17 protein-coding genes and 1 pseudogene are annotated in these 21,528 nt (G+C 73.9%); 7 read left to right on the top strand and 11 right to left on the bottom strand.

Annotation, left to right across the window (positions count from 1 at the left end; genetic code table 11):
* Positions 1-38 precede the first annotated feature (38 nt).
* The 4 genes from E1166_RS06985 (at position 39) to otsB (ending at position 4,962) form a co-directional block, all read left to right on the top strand.
* The gene (locus E1166_RS06985; RefSeq protein ID WP_132336785.1) at positions 39-323 is read left to right on the top strand and encodes a hypothetical protein; all 285 of its coding nucleotides are present in this window, start codon (positions 39-41) and stop codon (positions 321-323) included.
* Positions 316-702 carry a hypothetical protein gene (locus tag E1166_RS06980; RefSeq protein ID WP_132336783.1) on the top strand — a complete coding sequence of 129 codons (387 nt, stop codon included), beginning with the start codon at positions 316-318 and terminating at the stop codon, positions 700-702. Before E1166_RS06985 ends, E1166_RS06980 begins: the two co-directional genes overlap by 8 nt.
* Positions 703-843: 141 nt before the next feature.
* Positions 844-2,244 (top strand): trehalose-6-phosphate synthase, encoded by a 1,401-nt coding sequence (locus tag E1166_RS06975; protein WP_132336781.1) that lies wholly within the window; start codon positions 844-846, stop codon positions 2,242-2,244.
* A gap of 114 nt (positions 2,245-2,358) precedes the next feature.
* The gene (gene otsB / locus E1166_RS06970; protein ID WP_132336779.1) at positions 2,359-4,962 is read left to right on the top strand and encodes a trehalose-phosphatase; all 2,604 of its coding nucleotides are present in this window, start codon (positions 2,359-2,361) and stop codon (positions 4,960-4,962) included.
* 148 nt (positions 4,963-5,110) lie between these two features.
* Here the strand turns inward: otsB and cobA are convergent, their stop codons facing one another.
* The 3 genes from cobA to cobC are packed head-to-tail and all read right to left on the bottom strand — an operon-like array spanning position 5,111 to position 8,600.
* Positions 5,111-6,325 carry a uroporphyrinogen-III C-methyltransferase gene (cobA, locus tag E1166_RS06965; RefSeq protein WP_132261248.1) on the bottom strand — a complete coding sequence of 405 codons (1,215 nt, stop codon included), beginning with the start codon at positions 6,323-6,325 and terminating at the stop codon, positions 5,111-5,113.
* The gene (gene cobT / locus E1166_RS06960) at positions 6,322-7,392 is read right to left on the bottom strand and encodes a nicotinate-nucleotide--dimethylbenzimidazole phosphoribosyltransferase (RefSeq protein ID WP_132336837.1); all 1,071 of its coding nucleotides are present in this window, start codon (positions 7,390-7,392) and stop codon (positions 6,322-6,324) included. The genes cobA and cobT overlap by 4 nt, the downstream gene beginning before the upstream one ends.
* A complete protein-coding gene (gene cobC, locus E1166_RS06955; RefSeq protein ID WP_132336777.1) occupies positions 7,392-8,600 on the bottom strand; it encodes an Rv2231c family pyridoxal phosphate-dependent protein CobC in 1,209 nt (402 codons plus the stop codon). The genes cobT and cobC overlap by 1 nt, the downstream gene beginning before the upstream one ends.
* A 123-nt stretch (positions 8,601-8,723) precedes the next feature.
* Between cobC and E1166_RS06950 the strand changes: the two genes are divergently transcribed.
* Positions 8,724-10,856 (top strand): transglycosylase domain-containing protein, encoded by a 2,133-nt coding sequence (locus E1166_RS06950; RefSeq protein WP_132336775.1) that lies wholly within the window; start codon positions 8,724-8,726, stop codon positions 10,854-10,856.
* A gap of 147 nt (positions 10,857-11,003) precedes the next feature.
* Here the strand turns inward: E1166_RS06950 and E1166_RS06945 are convergent, their stop codons facing one another.
* A complete protein-coding gene (locus tag E1166_RS06945; RefSeq protein WP_132261245.1) occupies positions 11,004-11,573 on the bottom strand; it encodes a GNAT family protein in 570 nt (189 codons plus the stop codon).
* Positions 11,570-13,018 (bottom strand): cobyrinate a,c-diamide synthase, encoded by a 1,449-nt coding sequence (locus E1166_RS06940; protein WP_132336773.1) that lies wholly within the window; start codon positions 13,016-13,018, stop codon positions 11,570-11,572. Before E1166_RS06940 ends, E1166_RS06945 begins: the two co-directional genes overlap by 4 nt.
* Before the next feature lie 172 nt (positions 13,019-13,190).
* Here E1166_RS06940 and E1166_RS06935 point away from each other — a divergent pair, with 172 nt between their 5' ends.
* Positions 13,191-14,009, top strand: a complete 819-nt coding sequence (locus E1166_RS06935) for an SURF1 family protein (RefSeq protein ID WP_132336771.1) — start codon at positions 13,191-13,193, stop codon at positions 14,007-14,009.
* Between the two features lie 9 nt (positions 14,010-14,018).
* Here E1166_RS06935 and E1166_RS06930 read toward each other — a convergent pair whose 3' ends face one another.
* From E1166_RS06930 to E1166_RS32455, 4 genes and pseudogenes are all read right to left on the bottom strand, one after another.
* The gene (locus E1166_RS06930; protein WP_243710228.1) at positions 14,019-15,611 is read right to left on the bottom strand and encodes an ATP-dependent DNA ligase; all 1,593 of its coding nucleotides are present in this window, start codon (positions 15,609-15,611) and stop codon (positions 14,019-14,021) included.
* Positions 15,612-15,680: 69 nt separating this feature from the next.
* The gene (locus E1166_RS06925; protein ID WP_132336769.1) at positions 15,681-15,887 is read right to left on the bottom strand and encodes a hypothetical protein; all 207 of its coding nucleotides are present in this window, start codon (positions 15,885-15,887) and stop codon (positions 15,681-15,683) included.
* A 143-nt stretch (positions 15,888-16,030) separates the two neighbouring features.
* Positions 16,031-17,383 carry a dipeptidase gene (locus E1166_RS06920; RefSeq protein WP_207914049.1) on the bottom strand — a complete coding sequence of 451 codons (1,353 nt, stop codon included), beginning with the start codon at positions 17,381-17,383 and terminating at the stop codon, positions 16,031-16,033.
* Positions 17,376-18,186: pseudogene (locus E1166_RS32455) on the bottom strand (hypothetical protein); the annotation flags it as partial. The gene E1166_RS06920 and the pseudogene E1166_RS32455, both read right to left, overlap by 8 nt.
* A gap of 24 nt (positions 18,187-18,210) precedes the next feature.
* Here E1166_RS32455 and E1166_RS06910 point away from each other — a divergent pair.
* The gene (locus E1166_RS06910) at positions 18,211-18,612 is read left to right on the top strand and encodes a rhodanese-like domain-containing protein (RefSeq protein WP_132261286.1); all 402 of its coding nucleotides are present in this window, start codon (positions 18,211-18,213) and stop codon (positions 18,610-18,612) included.
* Between the two features lie 136 nt (positions 18,613-18,748).
* Here E1166_RS06910 and E1166_RS06905 read toward each other — a convergent pair whose 3' ends face one another.
* Positions 18,749-20,290: a cobyric acid synthase gene (locus E1166_RS06905; protein ID WP_132336765.1), complete on the bottom strand. Its 1,542-nt coding sequence runs from the start codon at positions 20,288-20,290 to the stop codon at positions 18,749-18,751.
* On the bottom strand, positions 20,287-21,378 hold the full coding sequence (locus tag E1166_RS06900) for a cobalamin biosynthesis protein (protein WP_132336763.1): 1,092 nt from the start codon (positions 21,376-21,378) through the stop codon (positions 20,287-20,289). Before E1166_RS06900 ends, E1166_RS06905 begins: the two co-directional genes overlap by 4 nt.
* Positions 21,379-21,528 lie beyond the last annotated feature (150 nt).

Here is a 21,528-nt window from a genome sequence, read left to right as displayed (position 1 = left end):
CGTTGTCCCCGGCGGTATAACTCGCTAGTGTCCCCGGTATGACCAGGAAGATCGCCATCAGCGTCCCCGACGACGTCGCGGAGCGGCTGGCCGAGGAGCCCAACGTCTCCGCGTTCATCACCGAGAGCGTGCGGCAACGGATGGCGGGTGAGCGCACCCGGCGAGCACTGAGGCAGGCCGGCTTCCGACTCTCCGAGGACGGGGTCGCCGAGGCGGGCCGCACGCTCGACGAGGCACAGGCGAAGATCACTCCGGAGCTGCGCGCCAAGGCGGCCGCACTGTTGGGCGAGTCGTCCCGCGGACGGCTGACCATCCGTGACTGACGCCGGCCTGGTGCTCGACACCGCATGCCTGTTGGCCTACTCCGGAGGCACCGAGGCGGTCGGGGAGCAAATCGCCCAGGTGGCGGACCGGCGGCAGGCGGTGATCGTGCCCGCACTGTGCCTCGCCGAGGCGTACCGCCGGGTGACCACCGACGGCTGGCGCCTCCTGGACATCCTCGGCGATCTCGACCAGGTGATCGTCACTCCCGTCGAGCATGACATGTGCATGTTTCTCGGCGGCTGGTCCCGCACCCTGGGAAGCATGGACCTGGCCCAGGCGGCACTGGAGGCCACACGGGCCACCACTCCGATCATGACGGACCGGCGGGAGTTGCTCGGCGAGGTGCTGCCGAAGGAGTGGCCGGTCATCGACCTCTGAACCGCCGATGTCAACAAGATCACGATCAGGGTTCGGCGGTTCTGGGACGGGTAGGTGAGTCCGACACGGGGGCCAAGACACCGCAGCTACGCTCAGTACGCTCATCGCGGTGGACCCGTCAGCACCCGGAGGTGGCCGATCGTGACCGTCCGTAGCTCCTTTGTCGTAGTGGCGAACCGACTGCCGGTCGACGAGGTGAGCACACCCGAGGGGCGGCAGTGGCGACGCAGCCCGGGAGGGCTGGTCACCGCGCTGCACCCCGTCCTCGCCGAGCACCAGGGCACCTGGGTCGGCTGGGCCGGCGGCACCGGTGCCGCACCGGAGCCGTTCGACCTGGAGGGCATCCGGTTGCACCCGGTGCCGCTGAGTGCCGAGGAACTGGAGCGCTACTACGAGGGCCAGTCCAACGCCACCATCTGGCCCCTCTACCACGACGCGGTCGAGACGCCGGCCTACAAGCGCCGCTGGCGTGAGGCGTACCGCCTGGTCAACGCCCGTTTCGCGGAGGCCGCGGCGGACGTGGCGGCCGAGGGGGCGACGGTCTGGGTGCAGGACTACCAGCTCCAGCTGGTCCCGGCGATGCTGCGCGAGCTGCGACCCGACCTGAAGATCGGCTTCTTCCTGCACATCCCGTTCCCGCCGATCGAGCTGTTCATGCAGATGCCGTTCCGCACCGAGATCCTGCGCGGTCTGCTCGGGGCCGATCTGGTCGGGTTCCAGCAGCGACTGGCCGCGCAGAACTTCGTCCGGCTGGCTCGGCACCTGCTCGGCCTCCGTTACGAGGGCCAGATGATCCAGGTGGACGGCCGCCAGGTGAAGGCGGGCGCCTTCCCCATCTCGATCGACACCAGGGAGATGGAGCGGCTGGCCGAGGACCCGGCGATCCAGGCCCGGGCCAAGCAGATCCGCGAGGAGCTCGGCAATCCGAAGACGATCATCCTGGGCGTCGACCGGCTGGACTACACGAAGGGCATCGAGCTTCGACTCAAGGCCTTCCGGGAACTTCTTGCTGACGGAAAGTTGACAGTTCCCGAGGCGGTTATGGTGCAGGTCGCCACGCCCAGCCGGGAGCGTGTGGAGCACTACCAGGCACTTCGCGTCAAGGTGGAACGCGAGGTTGGTCGGATTAATGGCGAATTCGGTAGAGTCGGCGTGCCTGCGGTGCATTATCTGCATCAGTCGTACAGTCGCTCCGAACTGGCCGCGCTGTACGTGGCGGCCGACGTGATGATGGTGACCCCGCTGCGAGACGGAATGAATCTGGTGGCCAAGGAGTACGTGGCATCGCGCGACGACCAGGGCGGCGCGCTCGTGCTCAGTGAGTTCGCCGGCGCCGCCACCGAGCTGCGCCAGGCGTTCCTGTGCAACCCGCACGACCCCGACGCCGTCAAGGACGCTCTCCTGCGGGCCGTACACGTGGAGAAGCCGGAGGCCCGTCGACGCATGCGGATCATGCAACGTCATCTACGCACCCACGACGTGGGGCACTGGGCGAAATCGTTCCTGACCGAACTCGGCGCCCCCGAGGTGGAGGCCGAGTGAGCGCGAGGAGTGAGCCGATCCTGCGAGCCCCGCAGTCGCGAACCGAGGTGACCCTGTGAGCGCGAGGAGTGAGCCGATCCTGCGAGCCCCGCAGTCGCGAACCGAGGTGACCCTGTGAACGCCGCCATCGACATCGTGACCCCGCCCGCGGGGACGATGGATCCCGAGCTGCGCGCGGCCATCGGGCGGATCGCCCGGGTGCCGCAGCTCCTGGTCGCCTGCGACTACGACGGCACGCTCGCGCCGATCGTCGCGGACCCGAGCAAGGCGGTACCGCTGCCGGAGTCGGTGGCCGCGGTGCGCGCCCTCGCCGCGCTGCCGCAGACCACCGTCGCGGTGGTCTCCGGTCGTGCGCTGCGGGACCTGGCCGCGCTGTCCCGGCTGCCCAGCGAGGTGCACCTGGTCGGCAGCCACGGCTCCGAGTTCGACATCGGCTTCGTCGAGCGGCTCTCCCCCGAGTTGGTCGCCGTACGCACCCGGCTGCGCGACGCGCTGCGCGAGATCGCCGTGGCCCATCCCGGGATCCGGCTGGAGCGCAAACCGGCCAGCGTCGCCGTCCACACCCGCGGGGTGGACCCGCAGGTCGCCGCCGCGGCCGTCGAGGCGGTCCGCAACGGCCCCGCGACCTGGCCGGACGTCACCGTCACGCAGGGCAAGGAGGTCATCGAACTGTCGGTGGTCGCCACCCACAAGGGCACCGCGGTCGACCAGTTGCGTACCCAGCTGTCGGCCAGCGCGGTGCTGTTCATCGGCGACGACGTCACCGACGAGAACGCCTTCGGCAACCTGCACGGCCCCGACATCGGCATCAAGATCGGCCCCGGGGACACCCGGGCGCACTTCCGGGTCGCCGAGCCGATCGACGCGGCCCGGGCGCTCGGCCTGCTGCTGGAGACCCGCCGGCACTGGCTCTTCGGCGAGCGCGCCGTGCCGATCGAACGGCACTCGATGCTGGCCAACGGCCGGACGGTCGCCCTGCTCACCCCCGAGGCCAAGGTCACCTGGCTCTGCCACCCCAAGCCCGACTCGGCCGCGATCTTCGCCGACCTGGTCGGCGGCAGCCCGGCCGGACACTTCACCGTCGGGCCGGAGAAGGGCGGCATCCCGCTCGGGCAGCGCTACCGCAGCGGCACGATGACCGTGGAGACCCGCTGGTCCGGCCTGACCGTCACGGACTGGCTGGATCTGCCGGCCGCCGAAACCACCCCGGACGGCCCGGCCGTGGTCAGCGGCGACTCCATCCTGGTCCGGGTGCTCACCGGCACCGGCCGGGCCCGCATCGAGTTCGCTCCCCGTCCCGAGTTCGGGCAGGTTCAGGTCCAGCTCCAGCCGATGGACGACGGCCTGCTGGTGCTCGGCTCGAACGAGCCGGTGTCGCTGTACGCCCCGGGGGTGGAGTGGGAGGTCGGCAACGACGGCGGGTACGAGACCGCGCGGGCCGTCGTCGACCTGCGCGCCGCCGGTGGGCAGGTCGTGCTGGAGCTCCGCTTCGGCACGCACAGCCTGGAGCACCACCTGGTGCCGGTCCACGAGCGGCAGGCCGCGGCCGAGCGTCCGTGGAAGGACTGGGTGGCCTCGCTGCGGCTGCCGAACACCGAACGTGAACTGGTCGCCCGCAGCGCACTCACCCTGCGCGGGCTCTGCCACCAGCCCACCGGTTCGATCCTGGCCGCCGCCACCACCTCACTGCCCGAGGAACTGGGCGGCGTCCGGAACTGGGACTACCGGTACTGCTGGCTGCGCGACGCCGCGATGACCGCCCGCGCGCTGGTCGACCTCGGCTCCACCGAGGAGGCCGAGGGGCTGCTGCGCTGGATCGACGGCGTCATCGAACGCACCGGCGGGCACCCGGAGCGGCTGCACCCGCTCTACACCGTGGACGGCTACGAGCTGGGTGCCGAGGCGGTCATCGACACCCTGCCCGGGTACGCCGGCTCCCGGCCGGTCCGGGTCGGCAACCTGGCCAACCACCAGCTCCAGCTCGACGTGTTCGGGCCGGTCGCCGACCTGATCGCCGCCGTGGCCGACGCCCGAGGCTCGGTCCGCGAGGACGAGTGGCGGGTGCTGGAGAACATGGTCGAGGCGGTCCGTCGCCGCTGGCACGAGCCCGACCACGGCATCTGGGAGGCCCGCCTGCCGCCCCGGCACCACGTCTTCTCCAAGGTGATGCTCTGGATGACGGTGGACCGGGCGCTGCACGTGGTACGCCAGCACGGTGGCGAGGACCGGCCCGAGTGGGTGGAGCTGCGGGACCGGATCGGTGCCAACGTGCTGGAGAACGGCTGGCACGAGGAGGTCGAGGCGTACAGCGTCGCGTACGGCGACGAGGACATGGACGCCTCCTCGCTCTGGATCGGCCTGTCCGGGCTGCTCCCCGGCGACGACCCGCGGTTCCTCTCCACGGTGCTGCGGATCGAGGCGGACCTGCGCAGCGGCCCGGTCGTCTACCGGTACCACTGGGACGACGGCCTGCCCGGTCGGGAGGGCGGCTTCCACATCTGCACGGCGTGGCTGGTCGAGGCGTACCTGCGCACCGGTCGCCGTACCGACGCCGAGGAGCTGTTCACGCAGATGGTCGACACCGCCGGCCCGACGGGACTGCTTCCCGAGCAGTACGACCCGCTCGCCGAACGTGGCCTGGGCAACCATCCGCAGGCGTACAGCCACCTGGGCCTGGTCCGCTGCGCGCTGCTGCTGGACAACATGCTCAAGCAGTGACCGACCGAAGACGGCGGGTCCCGGACCGCGGTCCGGGACCCGCCGTCTTCTCCCGGCAGGTCCACTCCGGTTGCGGCATGTGGCGGTGTCCGTGCGTCAGAAGACCGCGACATGCCGCAAACGGCGTCGGAGGGCCGGGCGGAGCGGGTCACCCGTCGAGCGCGCCGACCACGTCGCCGATCACCACGATGGCGGGCGGACGCAGGCCCGCCACCGCCACGTCCGTCGCCACCGCGCCGAGGGTCGACCGCAGGGTGCGCTGGGTGCCGGTGGTGCCCTCCTGGATCACCGCGACCGGGGTGGCCGGGTCCTTGCCGTGGCCGACGAGGGTGGCCGTGATCGCCGCCAGGTTCTTCAGACCCATCAGCACCACCAGGGTGCCGCGCAGGTCGGCCAGGGCCGCCCAGCGCACCAGCGAGTCCGGTGAGTCCGGAGCGACGTGCCCGGAGACGACGGTGAACTCGTGGGCCACCGCCCGGTGGGTGACCGGGACGCCGGCGACCGCCGGCACGGCGATCGCGCTGGTCACCCCGGGAACCACGGTCACCGGTACGCCGGCGGCGGCGCAGGCCAGCAACTCCTCGCCGCCGCGGCCGAAGACGTACGGGTCACCGCCCTTGAGCCGGACCACGAACCTCCCGGCCAGCGCCCGCTCCACCAGGATCCGGTTGATCTCCTCCTGTGCGCGGGACGGCCCGTACGGGATCTTCGAGGCGTCGACCAGCTCGACGTCGGGGCGCAACTCGTCGAGCAGCAGCCCGGGAACGAGCCGGTCGGCCACCACCACGTCCGCCTCGGTGAGCAGCCGCCAACCCTTGACGGTGATCAGCTCGGGGTCGCCGGGGCCGGCCCCGACCAACGCCACCCGCCCGGGTTCGACCCCGGTGGACGCCGTCGCGACCAGCCCGGTGCGGACGGTCAGCAGCTCGCGCACCGCGTCACGGACACCCATCGCCCGGCGCGGATCCCCGCCGCCGAACACGGCCACGGTGACCGGGCCGTGCCGGGTCACCGCCGGGGTCCAGGCGGTGGCGGCGGCCCGATCGTCGGCGCGTACGCAGAAGACACGCCGCTCGGCGGCGGCGGCGCTGACCGCCGCGGCGGCGAGCCGGTCGTCGACGGCGACCTGGACCAGCCAGGCCCCGTCGAGGTCATCCGGTTCGAAGCGGCGGGGCGCCCAGTGCAGCCGACCGGCGTCGACGTGCGCGCGCAGGGCAGGGGTCAGCTCCGGCGCGACGAGGAACACGTCGGCGCCCGCCTCGAGCAGCGCCGGCACCCGCCGGGTGGCGACGGCTCCCCCGCCCACCACGACCACCCGGCGGCCGGTGAGGCGCAACCCGAGGGGATAGGGAGTGGCGGTCACTTCTCCGAGACCCCCGCCGCATCGAAGGTGGCGACCTCGTGCAGCACCCGCACCGCGCCGGTGACCACCGGCAGCGCCAGCAGCGCCCCGGTGCCCTCACCGAGCCGCAGCCCGAGATCGATCAGCGGGTCCAGCCCGAGGTGGCGCAGCGCGACACTCGCGCCCGGCTCGGCCGACCGGTGACCGGCCACCATCGCACCGACCGCGTCCGGGGCGAAGGCCGCCGCCGCGAGCGCGGCGCTGGCCGCGATCACGCCGTCCAGCAGCACCGGGACGCGGCGGGCGGCACCGCCCAGGATCAGGCCGACCAGCGCGGCGTGCTCCAGCCCACCGACGGCGGCCAGCACGCCCAGCGGGTCTGCCGGGTCGGGCCGGTGCCGGCGCAGCGCGGCCCGGACCACGTCGATCTTGCGCTGGTACGTCTCGTCGTCGACCCCGGTGCCGCGCCCGGTGACCGCCGCCGGGTCGACGCCGGTGAAGGCGGCGATCAGCGCGGCGGAAGGGGTGGTGTTGCCGATACCCATGTCGCCGGTGAGCAGGATGCCGGCACCGGCGTCGACCAGTTCGCCGGCGACCCGGACGCCGGTCTCCACCGCCGCCCGAGCCTCGTCGCGGGTGAGGGCGGCGGTGACGGTCATGTCCCGGGTGCCACGGCGGACGTTCGCGGCCACCAGCCGGGGCCCCATCGACACCTCGGCGGCATCGACCGGCGGGACGGTGGCGACGCCGACGTCGACCACGGTGACCGTGGCACCGGCCTGCCGGGCGAAGGCGTTGACCACCGCACCGCCGGCCAGGAAGTTGCCGATCATCTGGACGGTGACCTCCTGCGGCCAGGGGGTCACGCCCTGCGCGTGCACACCGTGGTCACCGGCGAAGATCGCGACCGCGGCCGGCTCGGGCAGTGGTGGCGGGCAGGTCCCGGCCAGCCCGGCGAGGCGCACCGAGAGGCCTTCCAGGGCGCCGAGGGAGCCGGCCGGCTTCGTCAACCGCGCCTGGAGGTCCCGGGCTGCGGCCACCGCCGGCTCGTCGAGCGGCCGGATCGCCGCGATCGTGGTTTCCAACATCATGCCTCCAGGATCTCGCGCAGTACCCGGGTGAACGCGTCGGAGGTGGCCGGGTCGCGGACGGCCACCCGGAGCCAGTCGGGGCCCAGCCCCGGGAAGGTGTCGCCGCGGCGCACCGCCCAGCCCCGCTCGCGCAGCGTCTCACGTACCCGGTCCGCGCCGGGCAGGTGGATCAGAACGAAGGCGCTGGCCGGGCGGCCCGCCACGCGTACCCCGGGCAGGGCCGCCAGGCGGGCGACGAGGTGGTCGCGGTCGGCGGCGAGTCGGGCGGCGATGGCGCGCTCGGCCGCGACGGCGGCCGGGGTGGCGATCGCGGCGGCGGCGGCCAGCGCCGGGGTGGAGACGGCCCAGAGTGGCTGCCCGGCCGCGAAGCGCGCCAGCAGCGCGGCCTCACCGAGCAGGTAGCCGATCCGCAGGCCGGCCAGGCCCCAGGTCTTGGTGAGGCTGCGGACCACCACCAGGCCGGGCAGGTCGCGTCGGGCGGCCAGTGACTCCGGCTCGCCGTTGACGCCCGCAGCGAGGGTGGTGTCGGCGAACGCCTCGTCGACCACCAGGACCCGGCCGGGCCGGGCCAGCGCGGCCAGGTCGGCGGCGGGGTGCAGCACCGAGGTGGGGTTGGTGGGGTTGCCGATCATCACCAGGTCGGCGTCGGCGGGCACCCGCGACGGGTCGAGCCGGAAGCCCTCGTCCGGGTCGAGCAGCAGCCGCTCGACGGTGTGCCCGGCGGCCCGCAACGCCGCCTCCGGCTCGGTGAACTGCGGGTGCACCACCACCGGTCGGCGTATCCCGGTCAGCGCGCGGGCGATCAGCACGAACCCCTCGGCGGCGCCGGCGGTGAGCAGCACCTCCTGCGGGGGACGGCCGTGTCGGGCGGCGACGGCCGCGCGGGCCGGCCGGGAGTCGGGGTACGCGGCCAGGTCGGCCAGGGCCGCGGTGACCGGGTCGGCCAGCCAGTCCGGCATCTGGTCGCGGCGGACGTTGACCGCCAGGTCGACCAGGCCGGGGGTGGCCTCGGCGTCGCCGTGGTGGGCGAGGTCGGGTTCGACGCTGGCGCTGCCCGGTTCCGGGCCGCCGGTGGCGGGACCTTCCCCGACGGCCGGCTCCGGGCCATCGGCAGCGGATTCGTTCCCGACGGCCGGCTCCGGGCCGCCAGGGGTGACCGGCCCGTCCTCGACGGCCGGCTCCGCGCCGATCAGTTGCCCACGCATGTCCGGCATCCTGCCGGGAAGGCGTCCCACTGCACAGCCGGACCCACCGTGGGCCACGTCACCACGTCATCTCGTTCATGAGTTCTTCTCATGGACGAATCGGAAATGTCATAACTTGAGGCCGTGAGCTACCGACCCCTCGCCGCCGCTGGTCGTTCCCTCCCACTGCTGCGTGCCGGCCTGATCACCGGCCTCGTCGTCGCCGCGCTGGCCTATCCACTGGCCGCCGCCACCGGCCTGGGCGCCAAGGCCACCGCGCACGCCCTGGAGCACAAGACCAACATTCTGCGCACCGCCATGCCGGCCGAGACGTCGTACCTCTACGCTCCGGACGGCAAAACCGTGCTGACCATGTTCTATGAGGAGTACCGGCAGTACACGAAGCTGTCGGACATGTCGCCGAACATCCAGCAGGCGATCATCGCCGCCGAGGACAACCGCTTCCACCAGCACCGCGGCGTCGACCCGAAGGGCGTCGCGCGCGCCTTCGTGGCCAACGCCCACTCCAGCGGCGTCTCCCAGGGCGCCTCCACCATCACCATGCAGTACGTCCGGATGGCGCTGCGGGACAGCGCCACCACCCCGAAGGAGGTCCAGGAGGCCACCGAGCAAACCAGCATGCGCAAGATCAAGGAGATGCGCATGGCGCTGGACATCGAGGAGGATCTGACCAAGGACGAGATCCTGGAGCGCTACCTCAACTCGGCGTACTTCGGTCACCGGGCGTACGGCATCTACGCCGCCGCGCAGATCTTCTTCTCCAAGACCCCGGCCACCCTCACCCCGGTCGAGGCGGCCACCCTCGCCGGGCTGGTCAAGTCCCCGTCCGAGTACGACCCGATCACCTCGGACAAGAAGGCCGCGACCGGGCGGCGCAACTACGTGCTCGACCGAATGGCGCAACTCGGCTACCTGTCCCCGGACGCCGCCGCGGCGGCCAAAGCCGAACCGATCCGGACCAGGGTCACCGTCCCGGCCAACGACTGCGCCGCCATCAACACCAAGCACGTCACCTGGGGCTTCTACTGCGACTACGTGAAGAACTGGTGGAGCGCGCAGCCCGCCTTCGGCCAGAACCGGCTGGAGCGGATGGACAAACTACGCCGCGGAGGCTACCGGATCGTGCTGGCCCTCGACCCGAAGGTCCAGGCGGCGGCCGAGCAGAACGTCGGCGCCAAGGAGAACGTCGGCAGCCCGTTCGCCAACGGCATCGTGGTCGCCGAGCCGGGCACCGGCCGGATCAAGGCGATGGCGGTCAACCGGAACTACTCACTGGACCTGAGCGAGAACGGCCCCAGTTCCAACCCGGAGGCCGGCCCGAACATCAAGGCCAACTACCCGAACACGGTCGCACCCCTGCTCGGTGGCGGCACCCTCCCCGGCTACCAGGCGGGCTCGACGTTCAAGATGTTCCCGATGCTCGCCGCCCTCGACGCCGGCATGCCACTGTCGACCGCGTTCGACTCGCCGCACCGCTACCACTCCGAGGTGTACGACGGCTGGTCGCCGTCCAACGCCAGCGGCGCGATGACCGGCCGGCAGACCATGTGGTCCGGCTTCGGCAAGTCGGTGAACACCTACTTCGTCTGGCTGGAGGAGCAGGTCGGCGCGGACCGGGCGGTGCGCATGGCCGAACAGCTCGGCCTGCGTTGGCGTACCGACGTGGACCGCGAGCACGCCTCGCCGGCCAAGGCCAAGAAGTGGGGCGCGTTCACCCTGGGCGTCTCCGACGCCACCCCGCTGGAGATGGCCAACGCGTACGCCGCGGTCGCCGCCGACGGGCGCTACTGCGAGGCGATCCCGGTCAACTCGATCACCAAGCGGGACGGCACACCCGCCACCTACCGGACCGCCAGCGGGATCGAACGCGAGGTGGCCAAGCCGCGGTGCCGACAGGTGGTGAGCGCCGACGCGGCCCGAGCCGCCACCGACGCCGCCCGGTGCCCGACCGGCGACACCCCGGCCAGGGGAAGCTGCGGCGGCTGGTCGACGGCGGACAGCGTCCGGGGCACGGTGGGCCGTCCGGTCGCCGGCAAGACCGGTACCACGGACAGCACCAGGTCTGCCTGGTTCGTCGGCTACACCCCGGAACTCGCGGCGGCCAGCTTCATCGCCGACCCGGACAACCCGTTCAACGCCGTGGGTGACGGGCAGTCCCAGATCCCCATCCAGGCGGTGGCCAACACCCTCAAGGCGGCCCTCAAGGGCACACCGGTCCGCCAGTTCACCCCACCGTCTGATCAGATCGTGGGGTGACCGGCAGCGGTCGAGGGCTCCGTGACGGGAATGGTGCGGTTCCTGCCATGGAGCCCCCGGCATGTTTGCCGTCGCGGCACCACCGGCTGCCCGGCCGCGCGCCGTCCCGCCCAAAGGCCGCCCGCACGCCCAACACCACCCGCCCGATCAGTGCAGGTCGGCGGCGACCAGGGACCACAGCTCCAGATCGGCCCGGGCGCCCCGGACGAAACCCGCGTTGCGCAGCAGCCCCTCGTAGCTGAACCCGGCCTTCTCGGCCACCCGGCGCGACGCCGTGTTGCCCGGCGCGACGCGCAGCTCCACCCGCTGGAAACCGTGCTCCAGGATCAGCGCGATGGCCAGCGCGTCCACCGCCTCGGCGGCCAGGCCGTAGCCGCGGGCGTGCGGGGCCAGGGCGTACGACACCTCGGTGAGCCGGGCACCCCAGTCGGTGCGCCTGGTCCACAGGCAGCCGACCACCCGGTCGTCCTCCCGGCGCAGCACCGCGTAATGGTCGCCGTCGCCGCTGTCCCGGCGTTGCCGGGCCAGGTCGGTGCACCAAGCCAGCCCGTCGATGCGCCCGGTGGGATCGGCCACCGGCAGCCACCGTTGGGTCTGCCGGTCGGCGAAGACCTCGTCCACCGCCTTCGCGTCGGCCGCGACGAGCTGGCGCACCTCCGTACGCGGCGTGGAGACGGTCAGCTCCGGGAAACGGCGCACCGCCACCTGCCCGATCACGCCGGAGCCCCGACGCCCTCGGCCTGCCGGGCCGCCGCGACCAGCCGGGCCGCCATCGCCGGATCCGCCGCCCAGTGCAGGCCGAGCTGCGAGGCGTGCACCCCCCGCCAGACGAAACCCTCCGGCGCGCCACCACCCCAGTCCCACGCCGGATGCTCTCCGGCGCGGGGGGTGAGCACCGCCGCGTGCTGCTTGTAGCCCCGCACGGTCGCGCCCGCCTCGGCGACCACGCTGGCCGTACGGGCGGTCGCCTCCCGGTAGCCCACCACCAGGCCGTTGCGGGTCACGCCGGTCGCGTCCAGCACCCCGCACATCGGTAGGCCGTCCAGCTCCCGGGACAGCCACAGCAGGCCGGTGCCCTCGGCGACCACCGGGCGGCCGGTGCGGGCCAGCTCGGCCACCGCGATGCAGAGCCGGCGGTTGGCGGAAAGATCCCGGGCGGACACCTCGGGCAGACCGGCCCCGATCACCAACGCCCTGGTGCCGGCCGGCAGCGCCTCGTCGCGCAGCGGGTCGAAGGTGACCACCTCGGCACCGGCGGCCCGCAGCAGCTCGGCCGTTTCCGGGTAGCTGAAGCCGCCGTCTGACCCGCCGGCCAGCGCGACCACCGGGGCGGACGAGGCGACGGCGTCGCCACCGATCCCCGGCCCGACCGCAGCACCACCGACCGCGGCCCCGCCGGCTCCCGGCCCGGGCACGAGGGCCGCCAGCTCGCCCGCCGCCGACCAGGCCGGAATCGACAGGGCTGGCGCGGATCGGCCCAGGGCGAGCAACCGGTCCAGCTCGACGGTGGCGGCGACCGCCTCGCCGAGCCGACGCACCGCCCGGGCGGCCTCGGGATCCTGCCCGACCACCGGCAGCACCCCGAGCCGGCGGGCGGGCAGCACCGGCGGCAGCTCGTGGCGGCGCAGCGCGCCGTAGACCGGCACGTCGATGTCGTCGAGCGCCTCGCGGAGCATCGTCTCGTGCCGCGGGGATGCGACCTGGGTGAGGATCACCCCGGCCAGCCAGAGCTGCTCGTCGTACGACCGGAAACCGTGCACCAGGGCGGCCACCGACTGACCCATCGCGGCCACGTCCACCACCAGCACCACCGGACTGCGCAGCGCGGTGGCGACCGCCGCCGTCGACTCCTCGTCCGGCCGGCCGGAGACCGAGTCGTACAGGCCCATGGTGCCCTGGACCACGGCCAGGCCGGCGTTGGCCGCGCCGTGCGCGAAGATCGGCGCGAGCCGGTCCACGCCGACCAGCCGGGGATCCAGGTTCCGCCCGGGACGACCGGCCGCCAGCCCCAGGTAGGCGGCGTCGACATGGTCCGGCCCGACCTTGAAGCCGGCGACCGGGACGCCCCGCTCGGCGAGCGCGGCGAGCAGACCGACGGCGAGGGCGTTCGTGCCGTGTCCGGAGGACGGCGCGCTGAGCACGAGGCGCGGCACCGCGGTCATCATCGACTCCTCGCAGGCGACAGGAAGTGGCGAACGGACGACCGGGAGGAAGCACCCGTGTGGTCCGCTCGCGTGACCATACCCGTCCGGACCAACCGGTGGCGGCCACCGGGCGGACGGCACCGAGGGCCGTCACGACGGGTGCCGGCGACCGTCCGGGTAGCCTCGTGCTGTGTACCGGTTCCTGCTGACCCCACGCTGGCTGGGCATCCTCGCGCTGACTCTGGTCGCCGCCGCGGTGATGGTGCTGCTCGGCAACTGGCAGCTGGACCGCTACCGGGAACGTACGGCGGTCAACGAGCGCATCGACGCCGGCAGCCGGGGGGCCGCCACGCCGCTGGGCGACCGGGTGCCGGCCCCCACCGGCGGCGCGGGCACCGCCGGCCCGGCCCCCGCCGAGCAGGACGAGTGGAGCCGGGTCACCGTCACCGGCCGGTACGACCCGACGAACGTGGTCCTGGTCCGTGGTCGGACGGTGGACCGCACCGTGGGTTTCGAGGTGGTCGTCCCGCTGCTCCTCGCCGACGGCACCGCCGTGCTGGTCGACCAGGGTTGGATACCGCCTGTGCCGGGCGCCGGGGCGATGACCCCGCCGCGGGTGCCGGCCCTACCCGCCGGCGAGGTGACCGTGGTGGGGCGGGTGCACCCGACCGAGACCGGCGGCAGTGGGGTGCAGCGGCGCGACGGCCGGTTGGAAACCCGCCGGATCACCGTCGGCAAGCTCGCCGCCGAGCTGCCCTACCCGGTGTACGGGGCGTACCTGCTGCTCGACGAACAGACTCCGGCGCAGGACCCGACCTTCAAGGCGGTGTCGATCGGGCACACCAACAACTGGCAGAACCTCGGCTACGTCGTCCAGTGGTGGATCTTCGCGGGGATGACGCTGGTCGGGTACGCCTGGGTGGCCCGTCGGGAGGCGCACCGCGCGGCCGGACCCGATCGGCCGGCGGGCCCGGTCGACCGGGCCGCCGAACCGGCCACACCGGTCTGACCCAACCGGTCACCCCCCGGCGTGGCCGGCGTGGATGGCCCGGACCATGTCGATGGTGTCCGCCTCCGCGGCGGTCTTGTCCTCCCGGTAGCGGACCACCCGGGCGAACCGCAGCGCCACCCCACCCGGGTAGCGGGGACTGGTCTGCACCCCGTCGAAGGCGATCTCGACCACCTGCTCGGGGCGGACCCGCACCACCCAGTCGCCGCGTTCGACGGCGAGGGCGAGGAACCGCTCGGTCTGCCAGCGCAGCAGCTCGTCGGTGAGGCCCTTGAACGTCTTGCCAAGCATCACGAAGCCTCCGGTGCGCGGGTCGCGCGCGCCGAGGTGCAGGTTCGACAGCCAGCCCTCCCGACGGCCGCTGCCCCACTCCACCGCGAGCACCACCAGGTCGAGGGTGTGCCGGGGCTTGACCTTGACCCAGGCCGCGCCGCGTCGCCCCGCGTCGTAGGGCGCGTCCGGCGCCTTCACCACGACACCTTCCTGGCCGGCGTCGAGCGCCGCCGCGAAGGCCACGCCGGCCTGCTCGGCGTCGTCGACCTCCATCCGACCCACCAGCAGCGACTCGTCGACCGTGCCGGCCAGCGCCGCCCACCGCTCCCGGCCCGGCCGGTCGATCAGATCCGTCCCGTCCAGGTGCAGCAGGTCGAAGAAGTACGGCGTGAGCACCGCGTCGCCGGTGGTCCGGGCGGCGGCGAGCACCGCCGGCGCCACCGGCGTGCCACCAATGGTGCTGGGCGTGGCGCGGCGGGCGGCCCGGCTGGAGGTCTGTTGGAACGGCAGCGGCCGGCCGGCCGCGTCCAGCCCGATCGCCTCGCCGTCGAGCACCAGGTCCCGTGCCGGGAGCGCGCGGACGGCGGCCACCACCTCCGGGACCCGGGTGGTGATCTCGTCGAGGCTGCGGGTGAAGACCGCGATGTCGTCGCCCGAACGGTGCACCTGGATGCGGATGCCGTCCAGTTTGACGTCGACCACCGCCGGTAGGCCGGTGGCCTCCACCGCCGCGTCGACCGTCGGTGCGCTCTGCGCCAGCATCGGGGCCAGCGGACGGCCCACCTGAAGCCCGAACCCGGCCAGCGCGGCGGCACCCCCGCCGAGCGCGGCGACCGCGACGGCGCGCAGGTCACCGGCGAGCAGCAGGGCGCGGCGGACGGTGGCGACCGGCACCTGCGCCGCCCGGGCGACGGCGTCGACGAGCAGGCCCGCCTGGGCGCCCTGGCGCAGTTCGCCGCGGAACAGCCCGACCAGCAGTCGCTGCTCCTCGGCGGTGGCGGCGGCGAACAGCGCGCCGAGCAGCGCCCGCCGGCGGGCCTGCGAGCCGGGACCACGCACCGCGGCGATCTCCTCCACCGCCGCGTCGACGGCCGCGACGGTCAGCGTCGGCTCGGTCGCCGGGGGCGGCAGGTCACGCAGGCTGGCCCAGCCCACCCCGGTCTGCCGCTGACGCAGCTCACCGGCGAGGTAACCGGCACCGGCCGGCACCTCGGCGGGATCCAGCGACCGGAGGGCGGCGGCGAGCAACTCGACCTTGGCCCGCCGGCCGCTGGCGGCGGCGACGGCTGCGGAGGTGGCTGCCAGGTCGAGGAACCGCACGGCCCTCATCCTGCCAGCCACCCCCGACTCCACCCGGGTATTGCCGTACCCGGGTCGTCCGCCGGCGGTGGCCGGTGATCAGGCGGAGACCGGCTCGTCGATGCGCAGGCCGCGGGCGCGCACCCCGTCGGCGACCCGGGAGAGCACCGTGTCGAGGGCGACCAGCGCCGCGGAGAGCTCGCCGAGCTGATCCTTGAGCGTGTCCTCAGGCCACGCGGAGACGTCGACGTCCCCCAGAGCACTGACGGCGGCTTCGAGCCGCGACATCACCTCGTTCGTACGCATGTTCGAAAGGCTATAACAGCTGCGCACCCGACACACCGCAAACCTCGACATCCGCCCCAAAGTTACCGTTCCGCGACCTGGCCGGGAGGCTTTCACCACCGACCGGTCGCGCCACCTCCCGACGGCGTCCAGGGCCGGCCGGCTCAACCGGTCTGCCGGCCAACCTCGGCGACCTTGGCCAGCAGCAGCGCCTCGGCCAGACAGACCCGGGCGAACTCGCCGAGGTGCAGGCTCTCGTTCGGGCCGTGCGCCCCGGCGTGCGGATCCTCCACCCCGGTGACCAGGATCGCCGCCTCCGGAAACAACTCCTGGAAGGTGGCGATGAACGGGATCGAGCCGCCGACACCGATGTCGACCGGGTCGGTGCCGTCCCAGGCGGTCCGGAACGCCGACCGGGCGGCGTCGAACATCGGGCCGGTCGCGTCGATGACGCAGGGGGCACCGTCGTGCTCGAAGGTGATCGTGACCTGGGCGCCCCACGGCGTGTGCCGCTCCAGGTGGGCGCGGAGCGCGTCGTACGCCCGCTTCGGGTCGTCGCCCGGCGCCAGCCGTACGCTGAGCTTGGCCTTGGCCACCGGGACCAGCGCGTTGGGCGCCTCGGCGGTGGCGGGGGCGTCGACGCCGAGGATCGCCAGGGCCGGCTTGGTCCAGAGCCGGTCGGTGATCCGCCCGGTGCCGATCAGCGACCCGCCCTCCACCAGCCCGGCCTCGGCGCGGAACCGGTCCTCGGGGTAGTCGACGCTGGCCTCCTCCCGGCCGACCAGGCCCTCGACGGTCACGTTCCCGGCGTCGTCGTGCAGCGTGGACAGCAGCCGCACCAGCGCGGTCAGCGCGTCCGGCACCGGGCCGCCGAACATGCCGCTGTGCACCGCCTGGCTGAGGGTACGCAGCTCGACGAAGCAGTTGACGATGCCGCGCAGCGAGGTGGTCAGCGCCGGCACGCCGATGTCCCAGTTGGCGGAGTCGGCGATGACGATCACGTCGCAGGCGATCTCGTCGCGGTGCGTGGCGAGCAGCCGCTCCAGCGAGTCCGAGCCGTACTCCTCCTCGCCCTCGACGAACAGGACCACGCCGACCGGGAGCCGGTCGCCGAAGGCGCGCAACGCGGCGACGTGCGCCATGATGCCAGCCTTGTCGTCGGCGGCACCCCGGCCGTAGAGCCGGCCGTCCCGTTCGACCGGCTCGAACGGGTCGGACTCCCACAGCGATCGGTCGCCGACCGGCTGCACGTCGTGGTGGGCGTAGAGCAGCACGGTGGGCGCGCCGGGCGGGGCCGGCCTCGTCCCGATCACCGCGGGCTGACCGCCGGACCGCACGATCTTCGTGTCGAGGCCGCACCCGCGCAGCAGCTCGGCGACGGCCTCGGCGGAGCGCTCCACGTGCGAGTGGTCGAAGCCCTCGAAGGCGATGCCGGGGATGCGGACGAGGCGTTCCAGGTCGGCCCGGACACCGGGCAGTTCCCGCGCGACGGCGGCCCGGACCTCGGACTCGGACATGATCGAAGTGGTCATGACCGGCATCGTATGCCGGCCTTACCGGCCGGTACCCACCCCGTCCGCCGCCGGGCCGGCCCCGTCCGCCGCCGGGCCGGTCAGGTGCAGGTAGTAGCGGTCGGCGTCGTGCGGCAGCCGCGGCGCGCCGTCGACCACCAGGTCCGCGTGCGCGGCGGTGGCGTCCGCGGCGAAGTGGATGCGTTCCCCCACGTGCCAGCGGTGCAGCTCGGGCAGGACGGTCGGGCCGTCGCGCGCCACCGCCCGGGCCAGGCGCAGCTCGGCGGGGGCGGTGACGTAGACCGCCAGGCTGAGCTCCGGCCGGATCGCCGCCCGTGCCGCGCTCACCCCCTCCAGCAGCAGCACCGCAGCGACCGGCACCGGCACCGCCCGGGGCAGGAAGGCCCGCCGTACCCAGCTGTAGCGGTGGTACGCCCCCGGCCGCCCGGCCCGCAGCGGGGCCAGCACGCCGCGCTCCAGTCGGGGCCAGAAGGTGAGCTGGTCGTCCCAGCCGTCGAGCAGGTCGTCGGTGTGCACCACCGGCGGCCGCTGCCCGCCGACGAGCGGGGTGAGGGCGTCCGCGAGGCGCGCGGTGAAGAGGCTCTTGCCCGCGCCGCTCGGCCCGTCGACGGCCACCAGGCGGGTCCGCCCCAATCGCGCCGGCCGGGCCAGCACCCGCCGGGCCAGCGTCGCGTACGCCTCGACCACCGCCACCGTCACGCAGGTGACGCTAGTGGGTGTCCCCCGGGAGCCTGGTTCCACCGTCACGGGCCGGCGTTCCCCGGGCGGGCGACACCGGAGACGGGCATGATCTGGACGTGCTCAACGACGTGATGAGTCCGGGCGTGGACGCCCTACTGGAACAGGCCCGGGCGGGGCTGCGCCGGCTGAGCCCGCAGGAGACGGCCGAGGCGGTGCGGGCCGGCGCCCTGCTGGTCGACACCCGCACTGAGGCGCAGCGCCGCGAGCAGGGTGAACTGCCTGGCGCGATCGTCATCGACCGGAACGTGCTGGAGTGGCGGCTCGACCCGGCCAGCGAGTGGCGCATCCCGGAGGCGACCGGCTACGACCGGGGGGTCGTCGTGGTGTGCCGGCACGGGTACAGCTCCAGCCTGGCCGCCGCGAGCCTGCAGGCGCTGGGGTTGCGCAACGCCACCGACATGGTCGGCGGGGTGCAGGCGTGGCTGGAGGCGGGGCTGCCGCTCAACGACGGACCGGCCGACGTCCGCCACTGATGACCCGCGCCGCCGGGGCGTTGCGGGCCGACCGCCGGCCCGGTCCCACCGGGAGGCGCCGCCGTGATCGCGCGCCGTTGACGGTGAGGTGGGCGAGTTGCCCGAGCGCCGTCCGTCCTCGGTGTGCGCTCGGCGGTCAGGTCGTGGGGGGCGCTCCGGGCGGGATGAACGGCAGCCCGGCCGGTGGCCCGGACTGGATCAGCCGCCACAGCGCGTCGGTGTCCAGATGCTCCTCGACCAGGTCGCCGAGCAGGTCCAGGGAACGTTCGCGGGCGGCGGCGAAGGCGGTGTCGGGGGCCACCCGGAAGCCGTGCCGGCCGGCGGCGCGGGCCGCCTCGGTGAGGAAACGGCGGCGGAACTCGTCGGACTCGAACGCGCCGTGCCAGTGGGTGCCGTACACCGTACCCAGCCGGGCGCCCTCGCCGCTGCCGTCGGCGTACCTGAGCAGCGACGGCAGGGCGGGATCGGCGGCCGAGACGTAGCCGTGGTGGATCTCGTAGCCGCGAACCGGGACGCCGTCGGCCGTCCCGGTGGACTGCCGGACGGTCTTGCGTGCGGCGAAGGTGATCTCGACGGGGAGCAGCCCCAAGCCGGGGACGCTGCCCCGGCGGCTCTCCACCGGGTCGTGCACGACCCGGGCCAGCATCTGGAAGCCCCCGCAGATGCCCAGCAGCGGCCGACCGGCCGCCGCGTGCGCGGTGACCGCGTCGGCCAGGCCGGTCTCCCGCAGCCAGGCCAGGTCGGCGACGGTGGACTTGGAACCGGGCAGTACGACCAGGTCGGCGGCGGCCAGTTCGGCGGGTTCGACGGTCAGCCGGACCCGGACGCCGGGCTCGGTGGCGAGCGCCTCCACGTCGGTGGCGTTGCTGATCCGGGGCAGCCGGACCACCGCGACGTCGAGCCAGTCGGTGCCGTGCGGGGCGGCCGGCCGGCCGAGCACCCGCCCGTACGCCAGGGAGTCCTCGGCGTCGAGCCAGAGGTCGAGGTGCCAGGGCAGCACCCCGTACGTGGGTCGGCCGGTGACCCGGTGCAGCATGTCCAGCCCCGGTCGCAGCAGGCCGAGGTCACCCCGGAACTTGTTGATCACGAATCCGGCGACGAGCGCCTGGTCGGCGGGGTCGAGCAGGGCGACGGTGCCGAACATGGCGGCGAACACGCCGCCCCGGTCGATGTCACCGACCACGATGGCGGGCAGGCCGGCGTGCCGGGCCAGCCCCATGTTGACGTAGTCGCCGGCGCGCAGGTTGATCTCGGCCGGGCTGCCCGCGCCCTCGCAGATCACCACGTCGTATTCCGCGCGCAGCTCGGCCAGCGCCGCGTACGCGGTCTGGGCGAGGCGCGGACGCAGTTGTCGGAAGTTGCCGGCGGTGACCGTGTCGACGGCCTCGCCGAGCAGCACCACCTGGCTGGCCAGGTCGCTGCCCGGTTTCAGCAGCACCGGGTTGAAGCGGAGGTCCGGTGTGAGGCCGCAGGCCGCCGCCTGCATGGCCTGGGCCCGACCGATCTCGCCGCCCCGGCCGTCGGCGCCGACCACCACGGCGGAGTTGTTCGACATGTTCTGTGCCTTGAAGGGCGCCACCTTCACGCCGCGTCGGTGCAGCCAGCGGCAGATGCCGGCGGTGAGGACGCTCTTACCCGCGTCGGAGGTGGTGCCCGCGACGAGCAGGCCCCCGCTCACCGGCCCCGCCCCCGGCCCGCGCCCGTTCCCAGGCGCACCCGCGTTCCGAGGCGCACCCGCGTTCCGAGGCGCACCCGCGCGGATTCGTACCCGCCCGGCGCGCGTAGCCGGTGCAGTCCCCGCCGGGCGGCCGTGCCCGCCAGCCGCCCTCCGGTGACCGGCCAGGCCGCCGCGAGCGCCAGGGCGGCGAGCCCGACCGCGTTGGAGATCAGGGCGGCCCGGCGTAGGTGCCGCGCCTCGGGGCGGGGCCCGTCACCGAGGTAGGGGCGCACCTCGCAGCGGCCGAAGTAGACGTTGCGACCGCCGAGCCGAACGCCGAGGGCACCGGCCATCGCCGCCTCGCACTGCCCGGCGTTCGGACTGGGATGGTGGTTGCGGTCGCGTCGCCAGACCCGCCAGGCCCGGCTCCGGTCCCCGTCGGCGAGCGGGGCCACGGCGATGGTGAGCAGGCCGGTCAACCGGGCGGGCACCAGGTTGAGCACGTCGTCGAGGCGGGCCGCGGGGGTACCGAACCGGGCGTACCGGGGCGAACGGTGGCCGACCATGGCGTCGAGAGTGTTGGCGGCGCGGTAACCGAGCAGGCCGGGCAGCCCGGCGACCGCCCCCCAGAGCAGGGGGGCCACCACGGCGTCGGAGGTGTTCTCGGCGACCGACTCGACGGTGGCCCGGGCCAATTCCGGCTCGTCGAGGGTGGACGGGTCCCGCCCGCAGAGGTGGTTCAGCCGACGCCGGGCCGCCGGCAGGTCGCCGCCGCGCAGAGCGGCCCCCATCAGGTCGGCCTCGCGGCGCAGGGTCCGGCCACCCAGGACGCTCCAGGTGCCGGCCGCCACCAGCAGGGCCCGAACCAGGGGACGCCGCCGGGTGGCCACCGTGGCGGCGGCAGCGAGCAGGACCGGTGCGCCCACCGCGAGCGCGGTGAAGACCGCGCCGGCGGTGCGGTGGGGCCGGTGGATCCGCTGTTCCAGGGCTCCGGCCGCCCGGCCGAATCCGGCGACCGGGTGCCAACGCGCCGGGTCGCCGAGAAGCCCGTCCAGCGCGTACCCCACCACCAGCCCAACCGCGTTCGCCACGGCGGTCGCCTGACGCACAGTCACCACCTCCGGCCGGCCAGCCTAGCCGTACGCGGGGTGGCCACGTCCGCCGTCGCCACCCCGCCCCCGTCCGTCCACCGGTCGGGCGGCCCTCCGGCCACCGCCGCCGCAGGTCACCGGCCCCGGTGCGGCGGCTCAGGCCGGCAC

The sequence above is a fragment of the Micromonospora sp. KC213 genome (assembly GCF_004348325.1).
Classification (GTDB): domain Bacteria; phylum Actinomycetota; class Actinomycetes; order Mycobacteriales; family Micromonosporaceae; genus Micromonospora.
The sequence above is the reverse complement of the archived record's forward strand: the minus strand, read 5'-3'. Positions and strand labels throughout refer to the sequence as shown.

Excerpts from the sequence above, each read along its gene's own strand:
- E1166_RS06985 (WP_132336785.1), top strand. The coding sequence starts at position 39 with ATGACCAGGAAGATCGCCATCAGCGTCCCCGACGACGTCGCGGAGCGG.
- cobT (WP_132336837.1), bottom strand. The coding sequence starts at position 7,392 with ATGTTGGAAACCACGATCGCGGCGATCCGGCCGCTCGACGAGCCGGCG.
- cobC (WP_132336777.1), bottom strand. The coding sequence starts at position 8,600 with ATGCGTGGGCAACTGATCGGCGCGGAGCCGGCCGTCGAGGACGGGCCG.
- E1166_RS06940 (WP_132336773.1), bottom strand. The coding sequence starts at position 13,018 with ATGACCGCGGTGCCGCGCCTCGTGCTCAGCGCGCCGTCCTCCGGACAC.
- E1166_RS06930 (WP_243710228.1), bottom strand. The coding sequence starts at position 15,611 with ATGAGGGCCGTGCGGTTCCTCGACCTGGCAGCCACCTCCGCAGCCGTC.
- E1166_RS06925 (WP_132336769.1), bottom strand. The coding sequence starts at position 15,887 with ATGCGTACGAACGAGGTGATGTCGCGGCTCGAAGCCGCCGTCAGTGCT.
- E1166_RS06920 (WP_207914049.1), bottom strand. The coding sequence starts at position 17,383 with ATGTCCGAGTCCGAGGTCCGGGCCGCCGTCGCGCGGGAACTGCCCGGT.
- E1166_RS06910 (WP_132261286.1), top strand. The coding sequence starts at position 18,211 with ATGAGTCCGGGCGTGGACGCCCTACTGGAACAGGCCCGGGCGGGGCTG.